The organism is Ruegeria sp. AD91A (assembly GCF_003443535.1).
Lineage (GTDB): Bacteria > Pseudomonadota > Alphaproteobacteria > Rhodobacterales > Rhodobacteraceae > Ruegeria.
In genome coordinates, this window is record NZ_CP031946.1 from 3,031,992 (window position 1) to 3,051,701 (window position 19,710).

The 19,710-nt window shown below is 57.7% G+C and carries 20 protein-coding genes, 1 tRNA gene and 1 pseudogene; 12 read left to right on the forward strand and 10 right to left on the reverse strand.

Going from position 1 to position 19,710, the window contains the following annotated elements; genetic code table 11:
- Positions 1-90: 90 nt before the first annotated feature.
- The gene (locus D1823_RS15190) at positions 91-1,116 is read left to right on the forward strand and encodes a LacI family DNA-binding transcriptional regulator (protein WP_117871419.1); all 1,026 of its coding nucleotides are present in this window, start codon (positions 91-93) and stop codon (positions 1,114-1,116) included.
- Positions 1,113-2,333: a winged helix-turn-helix domain-containing protein gene (locus D1823_RS15195; RefSeq protein ID WP_117871421.1), complete on the forward strand. Its 1,221-nt coding sequence runs from the start codon at positions 1,113-1,115 to the stop codon at positions 2,331-2,333. Before D1823_RS15190 ends, D1823_RS15195 begins: the two co-directional genes overlap by 4 nt.
- A gap of 3 nt (positions 2,334-2,336) precedes the next feature.
- On the opposite strand, the gene D1823_RS15200 is transcribed toward D1823_RS15195, so the two are convergent.
- From D1823_RS15200 to D1823_RS15220, 5 genes and pseudogenes are all read right to left on the reverse strand, one after another.
- Positions 2,337-3,035 carry a fumarylacetoacetate hydrolase family protein gene (locus D1823_RS15200; protein WP_117872927.1) on the reverse strand — a complete coding sequence of 233 codons (699 nt, stop codon included), beginning with the start codon at positions 3,033-3,035 and terminating at the stop codon, positions 2,337-2,339.
- Between the two features lie 377 nt (positions 3,036-3,412).
- A pseudogene (locus D1823_RS15205) lies at positions 3,413-3,743 on the reverse strand (hypothetical protein).
- Positions 3,744-3,901: 158 nt separating this feature from the next.
- A complete protein-coding gene (locus tag D1823_RS15210; RefSeq protein ID WP_117872928.1) occupies positions 3,902-4,267 on the reverse strand; it encodes a hypothetical protein in 366 nt (121 codons plus the stop codon).
- Positions 4,268-4,379: 112 nt separating this feature from the next.
- The gene (locus tag D1823_RS15215; protein WP_117871423.1) at positions 4,380-5,330 is read right to left on the reverse strand and encodes an AraC family transcriptional regulator; all 951 of its coding nucleotides are present in this window, start codon (positions 5,328-5,330) and stop codon (positions 4,380-4,382) included.
- A 108-nt stretch (positions 5,331-5,438) separates the two neighbouring features.
- Positions 5,439-6,305: a branched-chain amino acid aminotransferase gene (locus tag D1823_RS15220; protein WP_117871424.1), complete on the reverse strand. Its 867-nt coding sequence runs from the start codon at positions 6,303-6,305 to the stop codon at positions 5,439-5,441.
- 160 nt (positions 6,306-6,465) lie between these two features.
- On the opposite strand from D1823_RS15220, the gene D1823_RS15225 reads away from it, so the two are divergent.
- The 6 genes from D1823_RS15225 (at position 6,466) to dxs (ending at position 11,722) form a co-directional block, all read left to right on the forward strand.
- Positions 6,466-6,978 (forward strand): MarR family winged helix-turn-helix transcriptional regulator, encoded by a 513-nt coding sequence (locus tag D1823_RS15225; RefSeq protein WP_117871426.1) that lies wholly within the window; start codon positions 6,466-6,468, stop codon positions 6,976-6,978.
- Positions 6,975-7,676, forward strand: coding sequence for a response regulator (locus D1823_RS15230; RefSeq protein WP_117871428.1), 702 nt, complete (start codon positions 6,975-6,977; stop codon positions 7,674-7,676). Before D1823_RS15225 ends, D1823_RS15230 begins: the two co-directional genes overlap by 4 nt.
- Before the next feature lie 68 nt (positions 7,677-7,744).
- Entirely contained in the window at positions 7,745-8,671 is a 927-nt protein-coding gene (locus D1823_RS15235) for a histone deacetylase family protein (protein ID WP_117871430.1), read from the forward strand.
- Positions 8,668-8,910, forward strand: a complete 243-nt coding sequence (locus D1823_RS15240) for an exodeoxyribonuclease VII small subunit (protein ID WP_117871432.1) — start codon at positions 8,668-8,670, stop codon at positions 8,908-8,910. Before D1823_RS15235 ends, D1823_RS15240 begins: the two co-directional genes overlap by 4 nt.
- On the forward strand, positions 8,911-9,777 hold the full coding sequence (locus D1823_RS15245; protein ID WP_117871434.1) for a polyprenyl synthetase family protein: 867 nt from the start codon (positions 8,911-8,913) through the stop codon (positions 9,775-9,777).
- A gap of 16 nt (positions 9,778-9,793) precedes the next feature.
- Positions 9,794-11,722, forward strand: coding sequence for a 1-deoxy-D-xylulose-5-phosphate synthase (dxs, locus tag D1823_RS15250; RefSeq protein ID WP_117871436.1), 1,929 nt, complete (start codon positions 9,794-9,796; stop codon positions 11,720-11,722).
- Between the two features lie 61 nt (positions 11,723-11,783).
- Here dxs and D1823_RS15255 read toward each other — a convergent pair.
- A tRNA-Thr gene (locus D1823_RS15255) sits at positions 11,784-11,859 on the reverse strand.
- Between the two features lie 238 nt (positions 11,860-12,097).
- Here D1823_RS15255 and D1823_RS15260 point away from each other — a divergent pair.
- From D1823_RS15260 to arsB, 4 genes are read left to right on the forward strand one after another with little or no spacing between them, the layout of a single operon-like run.
- Positions 12,098-12,931, forward strand: a complete 834-nt coding sequence (locus D1823_RS15260; protein ID WP_117871438.1) for a MarR family transcriptional regulator — start codon at positions 12,098-12,100, stop codon at positions 12,929-12,931.
- The gene (locus D1823_RS15265; protein ID WP_117871440.1) at positions 12,928-13,926 is read left to right on the forward strand and encodes an ArsJ-associated glyceraldehyde-3-phosphate dehydrogenase; all 999 of its coding nucleotides are present in this window, start codon (positions 12,928-12,930) and stop codon (positions 13,924-13,926) included. The genes D1823_RS15260 and D1823_RS15265 overlap by 4 nt, the downstream gene beginning before the upstream one ends.
- Positions 13,923-15,188 (forward strand): organoarsenical effux MFS transporter ArsJ, encoded by a 1,266-nt coding sequence (gene arsJ, locus D1823_RS15270; RefSeq protein WP_117871442.1) that lies wholly within the window; start codon positions 13,923-13,925, stop codon positions 15,186-15,188. The genes D1823_RS15265 and arsJ overlap by 4 nt, the downstream gene beginning before the upstream one ends.
- The gene (arsB, locus tag D1823_RS15275; RefSeq protein ID WP_117871444.1) at positions 15,185-16,207 is read left to right on the forward strand and encodes an ACR3 family arsenite efflux transporter; all 1,023 of its coding nucleotides are present in this window, start codon (positions 15,185-15,187) and stop codon (positions 16,205-16,207) included. Before arsJ ends, arsB begins: the two co-directional genes overlap by 4 nt.
- Positions 16,208-16,279: 72 nt before the next feature.
- Here arsB and cobO read toward each other — a convergent pair whose 3' ends face one another.
- The 4 genes from cobO to aroC are packed head-to-tail and all read right to left on the reverse strand — an operon-like array spanning position 16,280 to position 19,663.
- On the reverse strand, positions 16,280-16,879 hold the full coding sequence (cobO, locus tag D1823_RS15280; protein WP_117871446.1) for a cob(I)yrinic acid a,c-diamide adenosyltransferase: 600 nt from the start codon (positions 16,877-16,879) through the stop codon (positions 16,280-16,282).
- A gap of 56 nt (positions 16,880-16,935) precedes the next feature.
- Complete coding sequence (locus D1823_RS15285; protein ID WP_117871448.1) at positions 16,936-17,871, reverse strand: DMT family transporter; 936 nt, start codon at positions 17,869-17,871, stop codon at positions 16,936-16,938.
- Positions 17,872-17,916: 45 nt separating this feature from the next.
- Positions 17,917-18,579: an HD domain-containing protein gene (locus tag D1823_RS15290; protein WP_117871450.1), complete on the reverse strand. Its 663-nt coding sequence runs from the start codon at positions 18,577-18,579 to the stop codon at positions 17,917-17,919.
- Positions 18,563-19,663 carry a chorismate synthase gene (gene aroC, locus D1823_RS15295; protein WP_117871452.1) on the reverse strand — a complete coding sequence of 367 codons (1,101 nt, stop codon included), beginning with the start codon at positions 19,661-19,663 and terminating at the stop codon, positions 18,563-18,565. Before aroC ends, D1823_RS15290 begins: the two co-directional genes overlap by 17 nt.
- Positions 19,664-19,710: the final 47 nt, after the last annotated feature.

Here is a 19,710-nt window from a genome sequence, read left to right on the forward strand (position 1 = left end):
TTTCCGGGTTGTCATCGCCTTTGCACAATTGTTGTACACACCGACGTGTTCACGCTACCATCGGGCAAAACAACAACGCAGGTGCCTCCCGTGAACAGTGAAACCAAACGCCCGCTTACCCTTCGTGATGTGTCCGAGGCTTCCGGTGTCTCAGAGATGACGGTGAGCCGGGTTCTGCGTAACAGGGGGGATGTGTCCGACGCCACCCGCACCCGCGTTCTGGCCGCCGCCAAAGATCTGGGATACGTCCCCAACAAGATCGCGGGCGCGCTGGCATCCAGCCGGGTCAACCTTGTCGCGGTGATCATCCCTTCGCTTTCGAACATGGTGTTCCCCGAGGTGATGACCGGCATCAATCAGGTGCTCGAAGATACCGAGTTGCAGCCTGTGGTTGGCGTGACGGATTATCTGCCCGAGAAAGAGGAAAAGGTGCTGTACGAGATGCTTTCGTGGCGACCCTCGGGCGTGATCATTGCAGGGCTTGAACACACTGACGCGGCCCGCGCCATGCTGGATTCAGCAGGTATTCCCGTGGTCGAGATCATGGATACCGATGGCAAACCTGTTGACGCGATGGTCGGCATTTCACACCGCCGGGCCGGACGTGAAATGGCGCAGGCGATCCTGAAGGCCGGGTATCAGCATATTGGCTTCATGGGCACCAAGATGCCGTTGGATCACCGCGCCCGGAAGCGCTTTGAAGGTTTTACCGAAGTGCTGGGCAAACACGGGATCGAGATCGAAGATCGCGAGTTCTATTCTGGCGGCTCTGCCCTGGCCAAAGGGCGCGAGATGACGCAGGCCATGCTTGAACGCTCGCCGGAACTGGATTTCCTGTATTATTCCAACGACATGATCGGCGCTGGTGGTCTGTTGTACCTGCTGGAACAGGGCGTAGATATTCCGGGGCAGATCGGTCTGGCCGGGTTCAACAACGTCGAGCTTTTGCAGGGTCTGCCGCGCAAATTGGCGACGATGGATGCCTGCCGTCTGGATATAGGCCGTCAGGCCGCACAGATCATCTCTGAACGCCTGAAGGATCCGGATTCTGAAATCGAGACACGGGTCACCCTGACCCCCAAGATCAGCTATGGCGATACTCTGAAACGGCGATGAGCGCCCCCCTGAAACGGCTCGACAACCGGACGGCCCGGGCTATTTTCATGGATCGTCACGCATTGGCCGAACAACCCTCGGGGGCGGCCAAGGGCGCCGAGCTTCTGGACCTCATCCAGCGGCTGGGGTTCGTACAGCTCGACAGCATCAACACGGTTGCCCGCGCCCATGATATGATCCTGTTTTCCCGACGGCCTGCGTATCGCAGCGCCAACCTGAAAAGGCTCTATGAAAGGGAAAAAGCGCTGTTCGAACACTGGACACATGATGCTGCCGTGATCCCGATGTCGTTCTATCCGCACTGGCATCTGCGCTTTCAGCGAGATGCGGATCTTTTGAAGGCCCGTTGGAAGAACTGGCGGCGGGATGGGTTCGAACAGCAGTTCGAGACGGTCTTGCAACACATCCGCGACCACGGGCCAGTGTGTTCGTCAGACGTTGGCAAGGATGAAAAGAAAGGTTCGGGCGGTTGGTGGGATTGGCATCCTTCAAAAACCGCTTTGGAGTTTCTGTGGCGTTCCGGGGCCCTGGCCGTTGTGGGCCGCGATGGGTTTAAGAAACGCTATGACCTGACCGAGCGCGTGATTGAAACCCGGTTGTGCCCCGGTAACATGCCGTGTGATGCAAAATCGACCGTGGATTGGCTGTGCAACGCGGCACTGGACCGGTTGGGGTTTGCAACGTCCGGAGAGCTCGCCGCATTCTGGGATACGGTCAGCGCTGCAGAGACCAAAAACTGGTGTGCCACTGCGTTGGCTCAAGGAAATATCGAAGAGATCGAAATCTCTTGCGCCGATGGACGCCTGCGCAAAACCTTTGCCCGCCCGAATTTGATAGATCGGGCAACCGACTTGCCGCAACCGCCCGGACGGATTCGAGTGCTCAGCCCGTTTGATCCGATGCTTCGGGACCGAAACCGGGCCGAGCGGCTGTTTGGGTTTCACTATCGCATCGAAGTTTTCGTGCCCGAAGTCAGGCGGACATATGGGTATTACGTCTTCCCCTTGCTTGAAGGTGATCGATTGATCGGCCGGATCGACATGAAGGCGCATCGCGATCGCGACCTGCTGCATGTCAAGGCACTCTGGCCCGAACGCGGGGTGCGTTGGTCTGACGCCCGCAGCCGACGCCTGAACGCCGAGCTGGATCGGATACGCCGACTGGCAGGCGTTGAACAGGTCAAGTTTGCAAGGGGCTGGCTGAAAGACCCTAAATAGGGCCTATTCCGCGTCAGTCAGGGTCAGTTTGATCGGTTCCAGCCCATCAATCTCTCCGGCTACCATGTCCCCGGCCACAACCGGGCCTACGCCGGCGGGTGTACCTGTCAGGATCAGGTCGCCGGGGCGCAAATGGTAGAAACCGGACAGATGGCTGACAATTTCATCGATCTTCCAGATGAGCTCTTTCAGAGTAGCGTCCTGGCGCAGTTCGCCGTTCACACTCAAGCGGATGTTTTTGTCATCGTCCGGTGACCAGGCCGCCGCAGGGGTCAGCGGCGCGAAGACTGCCCCGTTTTCGACATCTTTACCTAGGTCCCAAGGCCGCTGTTTGTCCCGCTCGCGGAATTGCAGATCACGGCGGGTCATATCGAGCGCACAGCCATAGGCATAAACCGCATCCCACGCCTGCGCACTCGAGGCGCTAAAAACCGCCTTTCCGATGGCCAGCGCCAGCTCCATTTCGTGATGGTAATTCGTCGTCCCCGCCGGGTACGGAACCGTTGCGCCGGATAGGATCGCGTTTGGCGCGGATTTGGTGAAATAGAACGGCGCATCGCGATCCACTTCATTTCCCATCTCTGCTGCATGCGCGGCATAGTTTCGCCCGACGCAGAAAATGCGTCCGACAGGATAACCGGCCGTCTCGCCAACGACAGGGATGGTTACGGGATCGGGAAGGGAAAACAGGCTGTTTGACATCGTGGTTCCTGAATTTTTCATCGCTGCCATCTTACGCCTGCCAGAGCTGCCAGCAAGCCGGGAATGCACGCTGGATTTCGCCAATATCCAAGAGTAGTTTCAGCGCGAACCTGCTCCATTCTGACCTGAACGCCCAGTGCCATTTGAATGCAGTTTCACATCCGCCTTTGTTGGCGCATCGGGGCTCGGGCCGGTCGGAATTTTTCTTGGCTCAGGCTCAAGTCGGGTTAAGCTCTTAATCAGCGTGACGGGGCGAATCCATCTTCCGGGGTGTGAAGATATCAAAACAGCGCGGCTAGAAAAACAATCAGCCACAATGACGCGAGGAAACCACTTGCGGGCTCAGTTTTCGTTCGGCAAATGCCTGAGGTCAGTATTCATAACCAGCAGATGACGGTTGCCGCGAGTGCGATTGCTGAGATGAAGACCTTGGGACAACGACCATGGCGTGTCGCCACGCGCCCCCAATCTCTGAGCCTGCCAAACATAATCTCGATGCGATTTGTATCTGCGCTTGTCGTACTTGATCGGCGTTTTGTGAGGCCCGTATTCGCCAGAGCCATCTCGCCTGCGCAAACCATTGCGATTGATGAAGATAATTCTACTCAACACCCGATTGTCATCACCCCGAGGCTTGCCGTGCAACTTCGGGAAGAAGGGGGTGCGCTTCGCCATCTGCTCGTCGGTTAGCCAATAAAGGTCGCTCAGGTCACCGCTCGGTTTTGAGAGCCGTGAATCACGCAGCGCACCGAAAATCAATCCAGCCTGACCCTGGCTGCTTGCAAAAGAGGACCGCCGGTTAGAGATCCCGGCGGCTCAGACTTTGAGGCGTTACTGTTAAACCGGGATACCCGCTGGCAACGGTTTTATGCGACGACTTCCTGCTCGGGTGCGCTGAGTGAGATGACGAGCACGACAGCCGCACCATTCAGCCAGTAGAACACCGCATCCAGCCCTGAGAAACCCAGAACGCTGGGGGCAAACAGGAAGGTGATGCCGACGATCAAGTCTACGGCCAGATGAAACTTGTAGGGAAGGACCCGCCAAATCCCAAGATGATGATCGGTCAGAACCGTCAGAACAAACGCAGCGGCACCGGTGACAACGGAAAGCCACAGGGCCAGTGGGTTGGACTGACCCAATCCCAGCAGGAACGGCAACGTCATGAGGGCAATGGCAACAGGGTAGTCGAGGTAAGCATGGACAGAGCGGGTAACGAAACGCAGGGACATGAGATCTTCCTTTTTCTCAATCAATGATAAAGGGAAGGTAGGACGCCGAAGGTGAACGCTGAATTCCTGATCGTCTCTGATACCATGCAGATCGTTCAGAATACTTGGTGGATCAATGCATCGCCCGGTACGCAGCCGGCGATAGCCCAACCTGTTTCTTGAACACACGTGAGAAAGCTGCCTCAGAGGCATACCCAACCTCGGCGGCTGCATCTGCCACGTTCCATCGTGCCTCGGTCAGACCATGGCACGCGATCTGCATCCGCCAATCTGTGAGGTACTGCATCGGTGTTGTACCCATCTTTTCAGCAAAAAGCTGAGCAAAGGCAGTGCGCGACATACCCGCCACACGTGCCAATGACGCAACGCTCCAGTCATTGGCCGGGGCCTGGTGGAACGCGGTCAACGCCCGCGAGATACGCAGATCAGCAAATCCTGCCAACGCAGAATCCTGCGGGCTCTGACGTTCCAGATAGGCCCGGATCGCCTGTGCAAACAGGACCTCGGACAGTTTCAGCGCGATCAGGTCGCCACCGATTCTTGCGCCTGAAACCTCAGAGCCAATCATGCGCAGGGTGGATTCCATCCACGATCCGGCCTCTTCGCCATAATTCTCGATCAGGATATAGGGCGGCAGGCGGTCGATCAGCATATGCCCGGTGCCGTTTCGGCCGGCCGGGCCGGTAAAAGAGAAATGACCGCAGATCAGCTGCGTATCCCGTTCCTCGTCATCACCGCCATAGACCAGCACGCCCTCGCCCTTGTAGCCCGCACGCTCCAGCACCTGCTCCAGAGGCAGTGCATCCAACGGCTTTACCTCGGCACAGAGCAACGCGTGCGGCGCCCCGTGGGGTATCAGGATCAAGTCCCCCTGCCTTAACCGCAGGGTTTCCCCCGTGGTCGAGACATGTACCTTGAGCTCGCCACGCTGCACAAAATGAAACCGGGCCACGTTTTCGAACCCCGGCACCTGAATTCCGAAGGGCGGCGTGAACGACGTGCGGAAATAAAATGTGCCACGCAGGGAAAGGCGGGTGAGAATATCGCTGAGAAGGTCCAACATGTGCTGAAGATACGCAATCTGTGCAATCCGTCCAGACGACTGAACGGTTTGCACAATAATATGCACGTTTGGTAACAAACACACCCCGACAAAGCAGAGCGCAAAAGCTTACGAGCGGACCAGTTTCTCGTAGTCTTCGGCGATTTGGCGGGTCAGGTCGCCGACCTCGAATGTGTATGCGCCGATCTGCCCGACAGGCGTGACCTCGGCCGCGGTGCCGGTAAGCCAGCACTGTTCGAAGTCAGCCATTTCTTCGGGCTTGATGCGGCGTTCATGCACGGTAATGCCGTTGTCTTTCAGCATCTGGATCACCGTCTGGCGTGTGATGCCGTTCAGGAAGCAGTCTGCCAGCGGGGTATGCACCTCGCCATCCTTGACGAAAAACACGTTCGCACCGGTGGCCTCGGCCACGTATCCGCGCCAGTCCATGAACAAAGCGTCCGAGCATCCTTTGGCTTCGGCCTTGTGCTTGGAAATGGTGCAGATCATGTAGAGACCTGCTGCCTTGGCGTGAACCGGGATGGTTTCCGGGCTGGGGCGTTTCCATTCAGCAATGTCCAGCTTGGCACCCTGCATCTTGGCATCGCCGTAATAGGCACCCCAGGGCCAGACCGCGACCGCCATGCGAACAGGGTTGCGGGCCGACGCGACGCCCATATCCTCACCCGAGCCGCGCCAGACCAGCGCCCGCACATACGCGTCCTGCAAACCGCTGGCCTTCAGCGCTTCTTCCTTGGCGGCTTCGATTTCATCAACCGAATAAGGCATTGGCATATCCAGCGCCTCGGCCGAGGCGATCAGACGCCGGGAATGGTCGCGGCTTTTGAAGATCTTACCGTTGTATGCGCGCTCGCCTTCGAATACCGATGACGCATAGTGCATTGCGTGGGTCAGAATGTGCACGTTGGCCTCACGCCAGGGCACCAGTTTGCCATCCATCCAAATGGTGCCATCACGATCATCATACCCCGCCATGCGAAACCTCCTGAACCGGGTTGGGTTTTCGATTATTGCGTCAATTAAGTCCGATACGGACACAATATTGCGCAAAAACTGCGATTCGATACCGCTCTCCTCTTGGAATGTCAATAACGCTGACATAAACTCGGCCCCGGAGTAACGAATGAGGCATGATATGTCCGACATCCGCCCGACCCCGCGTTATGGGGGCGAGAGCCTGTTGTTTTTGACTGATGAGCAATTGCGGCAGGGGATCGAGGCCATGTTCTTCGCCTATCGCGGCTTTACCGCTGATCCCGATCGTATCCTCGCGGAACTGGCCTATGGCCGCGCCCACCACCGGGCAATCCACTTCATCAACCGCGCGCCGGGCACGACGGTCAACAACTTGTTGGCCATCCTTGGCGTGACAAAGCAGTCTCTAAACAGGGTTTTGCGAACCTTGATCGAGGATGGTCTGGTGGAAAGCCGCGTGGGGACAGTGGACAAACGCGAACGCCACCTATTTCTGACAGAACAGGGGACGGTGCTGGAAACCACGCTGTCAGATGCCCAGCGGGCCAGAATGCGTGCCGCCTACAAGGATGCCGGTCCCGAAGCCGTGGCTGGATTTCGCAAAGTGCTTGAAGCAATGATGGATGCTGATATGCGTCATGCCTATACGAAACTTCGGGATACGACCTCATGAGCGATATGGATGCCCATCTGCTGATTGTCGACGATGACGAGCGCATTCGCGATCTGCTCAAGAAGTTTCTGATGCGAAACGGGTTTCTGGTTACAGCGGCACGGGATGCGGCCCACGCGCGGCGCGTATTGTCGGGGTTGGATTTCGACATGATCGTCATGGACGTGATGATGCCGGGCGAGGATGGTGTCAGTCTGACCCGTGCTTTGCGGGAAACGCATACGACACCGATCCTGCTGCTGACCGCAAAGGGTGAGACGGAACATCGGATCGCGGGCCTTGAGGCCGGGGCGGATGATTACCTGGCAAAACCGTTCGAGCCGAAAGAACTGCTGTTGCGGATCAACGCGATCCTGCGCCGGATGCCGGAAACGCCGGCAGAAGAAACCACGGCGAAGATCCTGAACCTCGGGCCCTTCCGCTATGACATTGAACGCGGTGAGATGTGGCAGGGCGAAGACCCGGTCCGTCTGACCGCAACCGAAAGCCAGTTGATGAAGATATTCTCGGCCCAGCCCGGAGAGCCGATCAGCCGTGCCAAGCTGGTCGAGGATCTGGGTCGCGACAAGGGCCAGGCGCAGGAGCGCGCGGTGGATGTGCAGATCACGCGCCTTCGACGCAAAATCGAACAGGACCCCAAGCAGCCACGCTATTTGCAGACTGTGCGGGGCGCAGGGTATATGCTTGCGCCGGATTGAGGTGCCGCTACGCGGCCTATTTCGGCCTTCGGCGAGGATATTATTAGCCAGATGAAGATGGGATCCCAATGACGACTGCACTATTGACCCATGCCGATTGTCTGAGCCATGTGACGCCTGACGGGCACCCGGAGCGTGTGGCGCGGCTGGAGCACATTTTGCATGCATTGGAAGCGCTGGACCTGGAGCGGGTGACGGCTCCGCTGGCTGCGGATGATGATCTTCTGCGCATTCATCCAGAGAGTTATATTCGAGACATTCGATCCGCGCGCCCTTCGAATGGGTTCGCACAGATCGACGGGGATACGTTCCTGTCTCCGGGATCGGTGGACGCAGCCTACCGCGCGGCGGGTGCGGTGGTACGGGCGGTTGACCTGGTATTGAGCGGTGAAGCCTCGAATGCGTTTTGTGCCGTTCGCCCGCCGGGGCACCATGCGGAAACCGAAACGGCAATGGGCTTTTGCCTGTTTGGAAATGCAGCATTGGCGGCGAAACACGCGCTGGACCATCACGGTTTGAATCGTGTGGCCGTAGTCGATTTCGACGTACACCATGGAAATGGAACCCAGGACCTGTTGTGGGATGAAGCACGGGCATTGGTGATAACCAGCCAGCAGATGCCTTTGTGGCCCGGATCGGGCCGGCCCGAGGAAACGGGTGTTCATGATACGGTTGTCAACATCCCTCTGGCGCCAGGCAGTGGCGGATCCGAGATGCGGGCCGCCTATGAAACAAAGGCCTTTCCGCGCTTGCGGGCTTTTAGGCCGGAACTGATCATCATTTCGGCCGGGTTCGACGCCCATCAGGACGACCCGCTCGCCAATCTGAACTGGGCTACCGATGACTTTGCCTGGATCACCGCAGAGCTGTGCAGAATTGCCGACGAGGTCTGTAGCGGTCGTATCGTCTCGACTCTGGAGGGCGGGTATGATCTGAACGCACTGGCTGAGGCCACACGCGCCCATGTGGAAGAATTGATAAAGGCAGCCCGATGACTGAGACCTCCGTAGACCAGATGACATTCGAACAGGCGATGAAAGAGCTTGAGGCCGTAGTTGGCCAGCTGGAACGTGGCGACGTCGCGCTGGATCAATCAATTGCGCTCTATGAACGCGGCGCGGCGCTGAAGAAGCGGTGCGAGGATGAGTTGAAGCGCGCAGAAGAAAAAGTCGCAGCGATCACTCTGGATGCCAACGGTCAGCCAACTGGTACGACGCCCGCCGAAGGTCTGTGAATGTTCCCCGAAAGACTTGCGCAGGATGCAGCCAGCATTCAATGCCAGTTTGATCTGGTTCTAGGCGCATTTGAAGACGTCGATGTGACCCGGGCCATGGCATATGCCACCCGAGGCGGCAAACGATTGCGCGGGTTTCTGGCTTTGGAAAGTGCCCGACTTCATGATGTCGAAGAGAGTCGTGCGATCTGGCCTGCAACGGCTATAGAAGCGCTGCACGCTTATTCTTTGGTGCATGACGACCTGCCCTGCATGGATGACGATGACCTGCGCCGCGGTCGTCCCACTGTTCACGTGGAATGGGATGAAGGGACAGCGGTTCTGGCCGGCGATGCCCTTCACACGCTTGCTTTCGAGCTGTGCATGCATACAGAGGTGGGAGGAGCAGACATTCGTGCAGATCTTGCCCTGACGCTGGCCAGAGCCAGCGGCGCACAAGGGATGGTGCTGGGACAGGCGCTGGACATTGCAGCTGAAACCGCCGCCGAACCGCTGTCGCTGGACGAGATCACGCGTCTTCAGGCCGGCAAGACGGGCGCTCTGATCGAGTGGTCTGCCTGCGTTGGAGCAACTATGGCCCATTCAGACCCGGAACCGTTGCGCCAATATGCCCGGGCACTGGGCCTTGCTTTTCAGATCGCCGATGACATCCTTGATATTGAGGGCGATGCCAAAAAGGCAGGCAAACGTTTGCAAAAGGATACCGAGGCAGGGAAAGCCACCTTTGTTTCACTTTTGGGTCTGCCCGCTGCCAAAGCCCGCGCAGGTGAGCTTGTGGATCAGGCCTGTACAGCTTTGGATGGGTATGGTCCGAAGGCAGAAACCTTGAAGGAAGCCGCCCGCTTCGTTATTGCCCGGGACAGCTAAGCCAGGAACGCGCCACATGTCTGACCGCCCAAACACGCCACTGCTGGACCTTGTAAGCCGCCCTGCGGATCTCAAGCAGTTCTCGGACGCGCAACTGCACCAGGTCGCTCAGGAGCTGCGGGCGGAAACGATCTCGGCTGTTTCCGTCACCGGCGGGCATCTGGGGGCTGGCTTGGGTGTCGTTGAATTGACTACGGCGTTGCACGCTGTGTTTGATACGCCCCGAGACAAGATCATCTGGGATGTGGGTCATCAGTGCTATCCGCACAAAATCCTGACCGAGCGACGTGATCGCATCCGAACTCTGCGCATGAAGGATGGCCTCAGCGGCTTCACCAAGCGCAGCGAGAGCCCCTATGATCCATTTGGCGCGGCGCATTCCAGCACGTCGATCAGCGCTGCCCTGGGTTTTGCTGTCGCACGGGATCTGGGGGGCGTAACGCCTGAAGGGTTGGGTGACGCAATTGCAGTGATCGGCGATGGCTCGATGTCTGCGGGCATGGCTTTTGAGGCGATGAACAATGCAGGCCACCTGAAAAAGCGTCTGATTGTCATTCTGAACGACAACGAGATGAGCATCGCGCCCCCGGTTGGTGCCTTGTCCAGCTATTTGTCGCGTATCTATAGCGAAGAACCGTTTCACGATCTGAAAGCTGCTGCCAAAGGCGCTGTCTCATTGTTGCCTGAGCCATTCCGAGAAGGCGCCAAGCGCGCCAAGGAGATGCTAAAAGGCTTGGCGGTGGGCGGCACGCTGTTTGAAGAGCTTGGGTTTTCCTATCTCGGCCCGATAGATGGCCATGACATGGACCAGCTGCTGCCGGTTCTGCGCACTGTGAAATCGCGGGCAACCGGGCCGATCCTGATCCATGTATTGACGAAAAAAGGCAAGGGCTATGCCCCCGCCGAGCAGTCACGCGACAAAGGTCATGCCACGGCAAAGTTTGATGTGGTGACTGGGGAACAGAAGAAGGCGCCCTCAAACGCGCCATCTTATACATCTGTATTTGGCAAGGCACTGGTGGACGAGGCCGCGCGAGACGACAAGATCGTCGCAGTGACCGCTGCAATGCCGGACGGTACCGGTCTGAACCTGTTCGCTGAACGCTATCCGTCGCGCTGCTTTGATGTGGCGATTGCCGAGCAGCACGGCGTGACGTTTTCGGCTGCGCTTGCAGCAGGAGGAATGAAGCCGTTTTGCGCTATGTATTCTACCTTCCTGCAGCGGGGCTATGACCAGGTTGTACATGACGTGGCAATTCAGCGCTTGCCCGTACGTTTTGCAATCGACCGGGCAGGGTTGGTCGGGGCCGACGGCGCCACCCACGCAGGGTCGTTCGACATTGCCTATTTGGCCAATCTTCCAGGTATGGTCGTCATGGCTGCCGCTGATGAGGCCGAGCTGATGCATATGGTGGCAACTGCTTCCGCACATGACGAAGGCCCTATCGCCTTCCGCTATCCGCGCGGTGAAGGCGTCGGAGTTGATTTGCCCGAACGTGGAGAGATTCTTGAGATCGGCAAGGGCCGCATTCTCCAGAATGGCGCGCGGGTGGCTCTGCTTTCCTTTGGTACACGTCTGGCCGAGGTCCAGAAGGCGGCGGAATCCCTTTCAGCCAAGGGCATAACGCCCACGATTGCCGACGCTCGTTTTGCCAAACCTCTTGATCGCGACCTTATCCTGGATCTGGCGTCCAGCCACGAAGCTTTGATTACCATCGAAGAAGGGGCTGTTGGTGGATTCGGCAGCCATGTCGCGCAATTACTGGCGGAAGAAGGTGTATTTGATCTGGGGCTGAAGTACCGCTCGATGGTTTTACCTGATATCTTCATCGATCAAGCGAATCCTGCGGACATGTATTCTGTGGCCGGCATGAATGCCGAACATATCGAGGCGAAAGTACTGGACGTTCTGGGCGTCGCCTCGATCGGAGAGAAACGCGCTTAGCGCGCCTGTTAGTGGGGTAGCGGGCGTCTGGAACGCCGACCTCTGTTTGATCAGGTTTTTTTGGTGCCGCTGAAGGGACTCGAACCCCCGACCCCATCATTACGAATGACGTGCTCTACCAGCTGAGCTACAGCGGCACCTTAAGCCATACGGATCTGGTTATGACCGGATGCGAAAGGTCGTTTAAACTGTCACTCTGCCGTCTGCAAGCCCGGTTGTAATCGGTTTGGTGTCGCCTGGCTCGGCGACCGATCTCAACCTGTGCGCCGTCAGCCTGTAACCAACCTGTCGAATTGGAATTTTGGTTTGTGAAATTATTGTAACGTCGCGGATTCAAAATTGACTGAATTTCAATAATTCCATATTTCATGAAATATGACAAAAGAGATAATCGATCAACTTGCCATCCTTGGCCACTCGCAGCGTATCACCGTGTTTCGCATGTTGATGCGACGGTTTCCTGACAGGGTTCCCGCGGGCGAGCTGGCGACAGAGCTGGGTGTCAAACCCAGCACCATGTCGAACTACCTCAATGCGCTGCTACGGTCGGGGCTTGTAAAGCAGGAACGATCCGGGACGTCTCTGCTCTATTCGATTGAAATGAAGAACGTGCAGCAAATGCTCGATTTCCTGATTGTGGACTGCTGCCGCGGCCGACCTGATCTTTGTTTACCTTCAACCATGGGAAGTGAGACTATGACTGACCGGAAGTTCAATGTGCTGTTCATTTGTGTCGGCAACTCTGCCCGCTCTATTTTTGCCGAATCCCTGCTGAGCGAGATCGGCGGAGATCGGTTCAACGCGTATTCAGCCGGGACACAACCAAGTTCGGATCTAAACCCCTTTGCGGTGCAGGTTTTACGCGACAAAGGGCACGATACCTCGATCCTGCGGTCAAAGAATCTGTCCGAGTTTTCGGCACCGGACGCGCCTGCCATGGATTTTGTCTTCACCGTCTGCAACCAGGCGGCCAACGAGGAATGTCCGGCATGGGAAAGCCAACCGATAAGTGGCCACTGGGGTATGGAAGATCCGGTCAAGGCCGATGGCACCGACGCCGAGAAAAGCCTGGCCTTTCAAAACGCCTATGGCGCACTGAAGCGACGGATTCAGGCCTTTACAACGTTGCCGGTCGAAAGCCTTGACCGGATCGCCTTGCAATCCGCCATTGATGAAATCGGGCTCGCTTCACTCGAGGAAACGAAATGACAACCTACGCACTGAACGGCCTCGGCCGGATGGGAAAACTGGCCCTGAAACCTCTGCTTGAACGAGGCGCAAAGATAGCCTGGATCAACAATGCCGTCGGTGATCCCGAGATGCATGCGCATCTGCTGGAATTCGACACGGTGCACGGGCGCTGGGACGCAGAATTTGCCCATGATGCCGACAGCATCTCGGTTAACGGAACCCGCCTGCCTTTTAATGGCACCAAAGACCTGAGCGCGTTGCCGCTGGACGGTGTTGACGTGGTGATCGACTGCACCGGCGTGTTCAAGACCGAGGCGAAGCTGGCAACGTATTTTGACGCTGGGGTGAAGAAGGTTGTTGTCTCTGCTCCGGTCAAGGATGGTCCGACAGCCAATATCGTCATGGGTGTAAATGACGGAACCTACGACCCCGCGGCGCATAGGATCGTTACGGCGGCCTCGTGCACGACAAACTGTCTTGCGCCTGTCGTAAAGGTCATTCACGAAAACCTGGGCATCCGCCATGGATCGATGACGACGATTCACGACGTAACCAACACGCAAACCATTGTGGACCGGCCTGCCAAGGATCTTAGGCGCGCACGCTCGGCCCTGAACTCTTTGATCCCGACGACGACAGGCTCGGCCACGGCCATCACTCTGATCTATCCGGAACTCAAAGGTCGTTTGAACGGCCACGCGGTTCGGGTGCCGTTGCTGAACGCCTCGCTGACCGATTGCGTATTCGAGGTTGAACGCGAAACCACGGTTGAAGAGGTCAACGCCTTCTTCAAAGCCGCAGCCGAGGGTGAACTGAAGGGCATTTTGGGATATGAGACGCGCCCGCTGGTGTCCACCGATTATACCAATGACGAACGCTCTTCGATCGTCGATGCACCATCGACCATGGTTGTGAACGGGACGCAGGTGAAAATCTACGCGTGGTACGACAACGAGATGGGTTATGCGCACCGGCTGGTGGATGTCGCGCTGATGGTCGGGGCATCGTTGTGACGCATCGGCCCGAAGGACTGTCGGCCTATATCGCGGTCACGGCTGCCTATTGGGCCTTCATGCTGACCGACGGGGCGCTCAGGATGTTGGTGCTGTTGCACTTTCACACCCTGGGCTTCTCGCCGGTGCAGCTTGCCTATCTGTTTGTGCTCTATGAAATCGCCGGGATTGTCACCAACCTGTCCGCCGGTTGGATCGCCGCACGGTTCGGGCTGACCTCGACCCTCTATTCTGGGCTGGGGTTGCAGATCGTCACGTTGCTCGCCATGACGCAGCTAGACCCGAACTGGACCGTCGCAGCTTCGGTCACATTTGTCATGATTGTGCAAGGGGCCAGCGGAGTGGCCAAGGATCTGGCCAAGATGTCTTCGAAATCGGCGGTCAAGTTGCTGGCTCCATCCGAAGGAGGCGAGTTGTTTCGATGGGTTGCGATTCTGACAGGTTCCAAAAACGCCGTAAAAGGGCTGGGATTCCTGTTGGGGGCCGCCATGCTTGCAACGCTGGGCTTCATACCGGCAGTGCTTGCCATGGCCGCCGTTCTGGCGGTGATCCTGGTCGCATTGAAGCTGTTCATGCCTGCGGGCCTGCCGAAGGGGCGCAAGGATACCAAGTTCTCTGAGGTTTTTTCAAAATCCGCAAATGTGAACTGGTTGTCTGCAGCACGTGTCTTCTTGTTCGGCGCGCGGGATGTCTGGTTCGTGGTCGGCATCCCGATCTATTTCTATGCTGTTCTTTCAGATGGCACAGAAGAGGGTAATCGGGTCGCGTTCTTCGTGATCGGAACATTCATGGCGGTATGGATCATCCTCTATGGAGCCGTGCAAGCCAACGCGCCAAGGATTCTTCGTGCGTCAGATCGAACCGAAGGTGATCTGATCCGCGCTGCACGCAGCTGGGCGGCGATCCTGTTCTGTGTTCCTGCGGCTCTAACACTGGGTATGTTGATTTCGGATGGTCCCGAGACCTGGCTGACCCTGACACTCATCGCAGGCTTGCTGATCTTCGGTGTGATCTTCGGGGTCAACTCATCGCTGCATTCCTATTTGATTCTTGCCTTCACCCGGTCCGAGCGTGTGACGATGGATGTCGGCTTTTACTACATGGCCAATGCGACAGGGCGGTTGGCCGGCACCGTTTTGTCTGGCCTGACCTATCAGGTCGGGGGGCTGCCCCTGGTGCTGGGCACGGCGGCCGTGATGGTTGGCCTCGCTGCTCTGACGTCCGGCAAACTTACGGATCAAACTTCTGAGGCGCTATTATGAGCATTTTTGAACGGTATCTCACGATCTGGGTTGCGCTTGCGATGATCGGTGGCGTCCTGATCGGACTGGCCGCGCCGGGTCTGGTGCAGCTGGTGGCAAAAGCCGAGATTGCCAGTGTCAACCTGGTCGTGGCGGTGCTGATCTGGGCAATGGTTTACCCGATGATGGTCAACGTCGATTTCGGCGCAGTCGCCGGGGTTGCCCGCCAGCCGCGTGGTCTGATTGTGACCCTGGTGGTGAACTGGCTGATAAAACCTTTCACCATGGCACTGCTGGCCGTTGTGTTTTTTGACTATGTCTTCGCGCCCTGGATCGCGCCCGAAGATGCTGCGCAATACACTGCCGGTCTGATCCTGCTGGGTGCAGCCCCTTGCACCGCCATGGTGTTTGTGTGGTCGCAACTGACCAAAGGCGACGCGACCTACACGCTGGTTCAGGTCTCGGTCAATGATCTGATCATGGTCGTGGCTTTTGCGCCGATCGTGGCCTTTTTGCTGGGGGTCACTGACATCGAAGTGCCGTGGCAGACTTTGGTTTTGGCCACAGTCCTTTATGTGGTGCTGCCGCTTATCGCAGGGTTGATCACTCGCCAAAAACTAGGCTCTAAAACCGCTATAGAAGCCTTTTCGGCGCGGGTGAAACCGTGGTCCGTCATGGGATTGATTGCAACTGTAGTTATCCTGTTCGGCCTGCAAGGTCAGACCATTCTGGCGAAACCTGCGGTCATCGTTCTGATCGCCGTTCCCATTCTGATCCAAAGCTACGGTATTTTTGCCATTGCCTATGGCGCCGCTTATGCGCTGAAGGTTCCCCACCGGATCGCAGCGCCATGTGCCATGATCGGGACATCGAACTTCTTCGAACTGGCCGTTGCCGTTGCAATCAGCTTGTTCGGCCTTCATTCCGGCGCTGCACTGGCGACGGTTGTGGGTGTCCTTGTCGAAGTGCCGGTGATGCTGTCGCTTGTGGCATTCGCCAACCGAACCCGCCAGCGTTTTCCGGAACCTGCGACACGATAGGATTGGTCAACGCAGCAGAACGACTGTCATATCTGGCGGCTGGGCGCCGCCAGAGTCCCGTCTCACGCTGCTTCAGAAATCCACGCCACGCTGGGCTTTGATACCGGCCTGGAACGGATGTTTTTCCTCGGTCATTTCAGTAACCAGATCGGCATAGTCACGCAGCGCTTGCGGTGCATCACGTCCGGTCAGGAATACGCTGGTCTTGTCCGAGCGCGCGTTCAAACCCTCGATGACCTGTTCGACCGTCAGGTATTCGTAACGCAAGGCGATGTTGATCTCGTCCAGTACAACCAGATCGTATTCGCCACTGGACATCAGGGCACATGCCTTGTCGAAGGCTGCATTGGCAGCAGCTATGTCACGCTCACGATCCTGCGTGTCCCAGGTAAAACCTTCGCCCATCGTATGCCATGTCACCAGATCGCGCTCTTCGAAGAAACGGCGCTCGCCGGTTTTCCACTTGCCCTTGATGAACTGCACCACACCAACCTTCTGGCCCCAGCCCAAGGCGCGAATGACCACGCCGAACGCGGCCGAGGACTTGCCTTTGCCTTTGCCGGTATTGATCAGGACCAGACCACGGCTTGGATCCACGGCCTCGGACACTTTCTTGCGGTGCTGGGCCTGCACCTTCTGCATCTTTTCCTTGTGATCCTGCGCGTTGCTCATTTGGGAACCTCTTTGACTGTTCGGCCCAACCTAGGGGAAGATTACAAAAGGTAAAGTCACGCTTTGGGGTCAGTAACCGACCGGGCTTTGCCACGCTCCAGCCCCAACTGGTGTTCGCGCCAGATGACAACAACATTGCCTGCGATCACCAGTGCGGCCCCGATCAAGATTGCAAGCGTTGGCAGTTCGTCGAACCAGACATAGCCGATCACAATCGCAAAAAGCATGGTTGCATAGTCATAAGGTGCCAGCATCGAGGCCTGACCAAACCGATAGGAGGAAGTGACCAAAATCTGCGCGACGCCGCCGATCAGGCCCATCATGACCATGATCAGAGCCTGATTCCACGTTGGCATTGACCACCCCCAGAATGCTGTCAGGGCAGACAAAAGCGTCGCGGTCATCGAGAAATAGAACACGATGGCCGCAGGGTGATCGACCTTGACCAATTGCCGGATATGGATTTGAACGAAAGCACGGGCAAGGGTAGCACCCAGCACACATAAGGCGCCGATAGTGGCGGCGACCTCCATCTCGGTTGTGCCGAGGCGCGGCCAAGTCATTATCAGGACCCCCAGCAAACCCAGCACCACTGCACCGATGCGGATAAGCCGAATGCGTTCACCCAGCATCACGGCGGCCAGAATCAGGGTGAAGATCGGCGTCGCATACCCGATTGCAGTGACTTCGGGCAGCGGCAGCAGGCTGAGGCCGGTAAAGGTAAGGCCCATGGCGCTGGTCCCCAGAACGCCACGCCAGAAATGGCCCATGGGTTTCTTGACCACGAAACCCTTGGACAATTCCCCACGCGCAATGAGCCAGAGAATAATGACAGGTATCGCGAACAAGGACCGAAAGAACACCAATTGGCCCGGTGGGAACTCATCCGACAGTGCTTTGACCAGCGCGGACATCGATGTGAACAGGAACAAGGCGCCAAGTTTCAGCGTTACTGCAAGCAGAGGTCGATGCGATGTTAAGGGTTTTGTCATCGGCGCGAACCTGCGCCTTTGACAGGCAAAGATCAACGGGTGGGTTTAGCAATTCACCCAGGATTGAGGCAAGGAGCAGCCGATCTCCTCGGCGAAGTCTTCTAGAAAGCGGATCATGCGCGCGGTGCGTTGCTCGGCAATCAGTCGGCCGGTTTCGGTTAGCATGTCACTCGGCAGCCGCAGCAGTTTAACCTTCCAATGGTCGAGCGAGAAATGAAGGTCGTCCAGAGGTCGGTTTTGGGCAAAAGGATCTGCCGGGTCATAAAGAGTGCGCCCCAAAGCACCGGAAACGGAAAAGTTGCGGGCGATGCCGATGGCGCCCAAAGCGTCAAGCCGATCCGCATCGCGCAGAATGCGCGCCTCGATCGTTTCAGGGGGGATATTGGCCGAAAAGCTATGGGCTTCGATCGCGTGCCGGATAGCGCGGACCTGAGCCGTATTAAACCCGATTTCCCCAAGAATAGGCTCTGATTCCATCGCGGACCTGCGCGAGGCAAGATGCCGGTTGGGATCGTCCTTGGGCAGATTTACAAGATCGTGCAGATAACTTGCGGCCAGCAGCACGGACATATCGGCTTGATCATTCGCGATGGCTTGGGCGTTGGTCCAAACACGATCCAGATGGGCCAGATCATGGGCGGGATCAGTTTCCATGCGGTGTGCGACCACAGCACGCAGACCTGCGCGCAGATCAGCCGATCCGTCCACGGTTCTCTCCGATCTGGCCGCGATGCAGCAGAAGGTGGTCGAGGATCACGCACGCCATCATTGCCTCACCCACTGGAACGGCGCGGATACCGACGCAGGGGTCATGGCGACCTTTGGTGATGATCTCGGTTTCTTCGCCGGATTTGGTGATCGTCTTGCGGGTGGTGAGGATCGATGATGTTGGCTTGACAGCAAACCGCACGACAACGTCCTGCCCGGTCGAGATTCCGCCCAGAATGCCTCCGGCATGGTTCGAGCTGTATTGCGGGCCATTCTGACCCATGAAGATTTCGTCGGCGTTGGCCTCGCCCGTCAGTTCAGCGGCGGCCATGCCCTCGCCGATCTCGACACCTTTGACGGCATTGATCGACATCATCGCTGCGGCCAGATCAGTGTCTAGCTTAGCATAAACCGGCGCTCCGATCCCGGCGGGGACACCGCGAGCAACGACTTCGACCACGGCCCCGACCGAGTTGCCGGACTTGCGCAGATCATCCAGGTACGCGGCCCAGTCTTCTGCGGCGGATGCATCAGGTGTCCAGAACGGGTTCTGTTCGATCTGGGACCAGTCGAAGTTGGCGCGGTCGATCTTATGCGGCCCGATCTGGGTCATGTATCCGGTGATCTGCACGTTGGGCGCGATTTGCTTGATCGCTTCGCGCGCCAGTCCACCTGCTGCAACACGTGATGCTGTTTCCCGTGCCGAGCTGCGCCCTCCGCCGCGATAATCCCGGATGCCGTATTTCTGCCAATAGGTGATATCGGCATGGCCCGGGCGGAACTTGTCCATGATATCGCCGTAGTCTTTCGAGCGCTGATCGGTGTTCTCGATCATCAACTGCACCGGTGTGCCGGTGGTTTGCCTTTCGAACACGCCGGACAGGATTTTCACCTGATCGGGTTCGCGCCGCTGGGTGGTGAACTTGTTCTGCCCCGGTTTGCGCTTGTCCAGCCAGTGCTGGATCATGCCCTCGTCGATCGTGACACCCGGCGGGCAGCCATCGACGGTGGCACCCAAAGCGGGTCCATGGCTTTCACCCCAAGTGGTGACACGGAAGAGATGGCCAAAACTGTTCATCGACATGGGGCGTGCTCCTTTGAGCGTCGTGATTAGCGGGCAAGGCCCTTGGC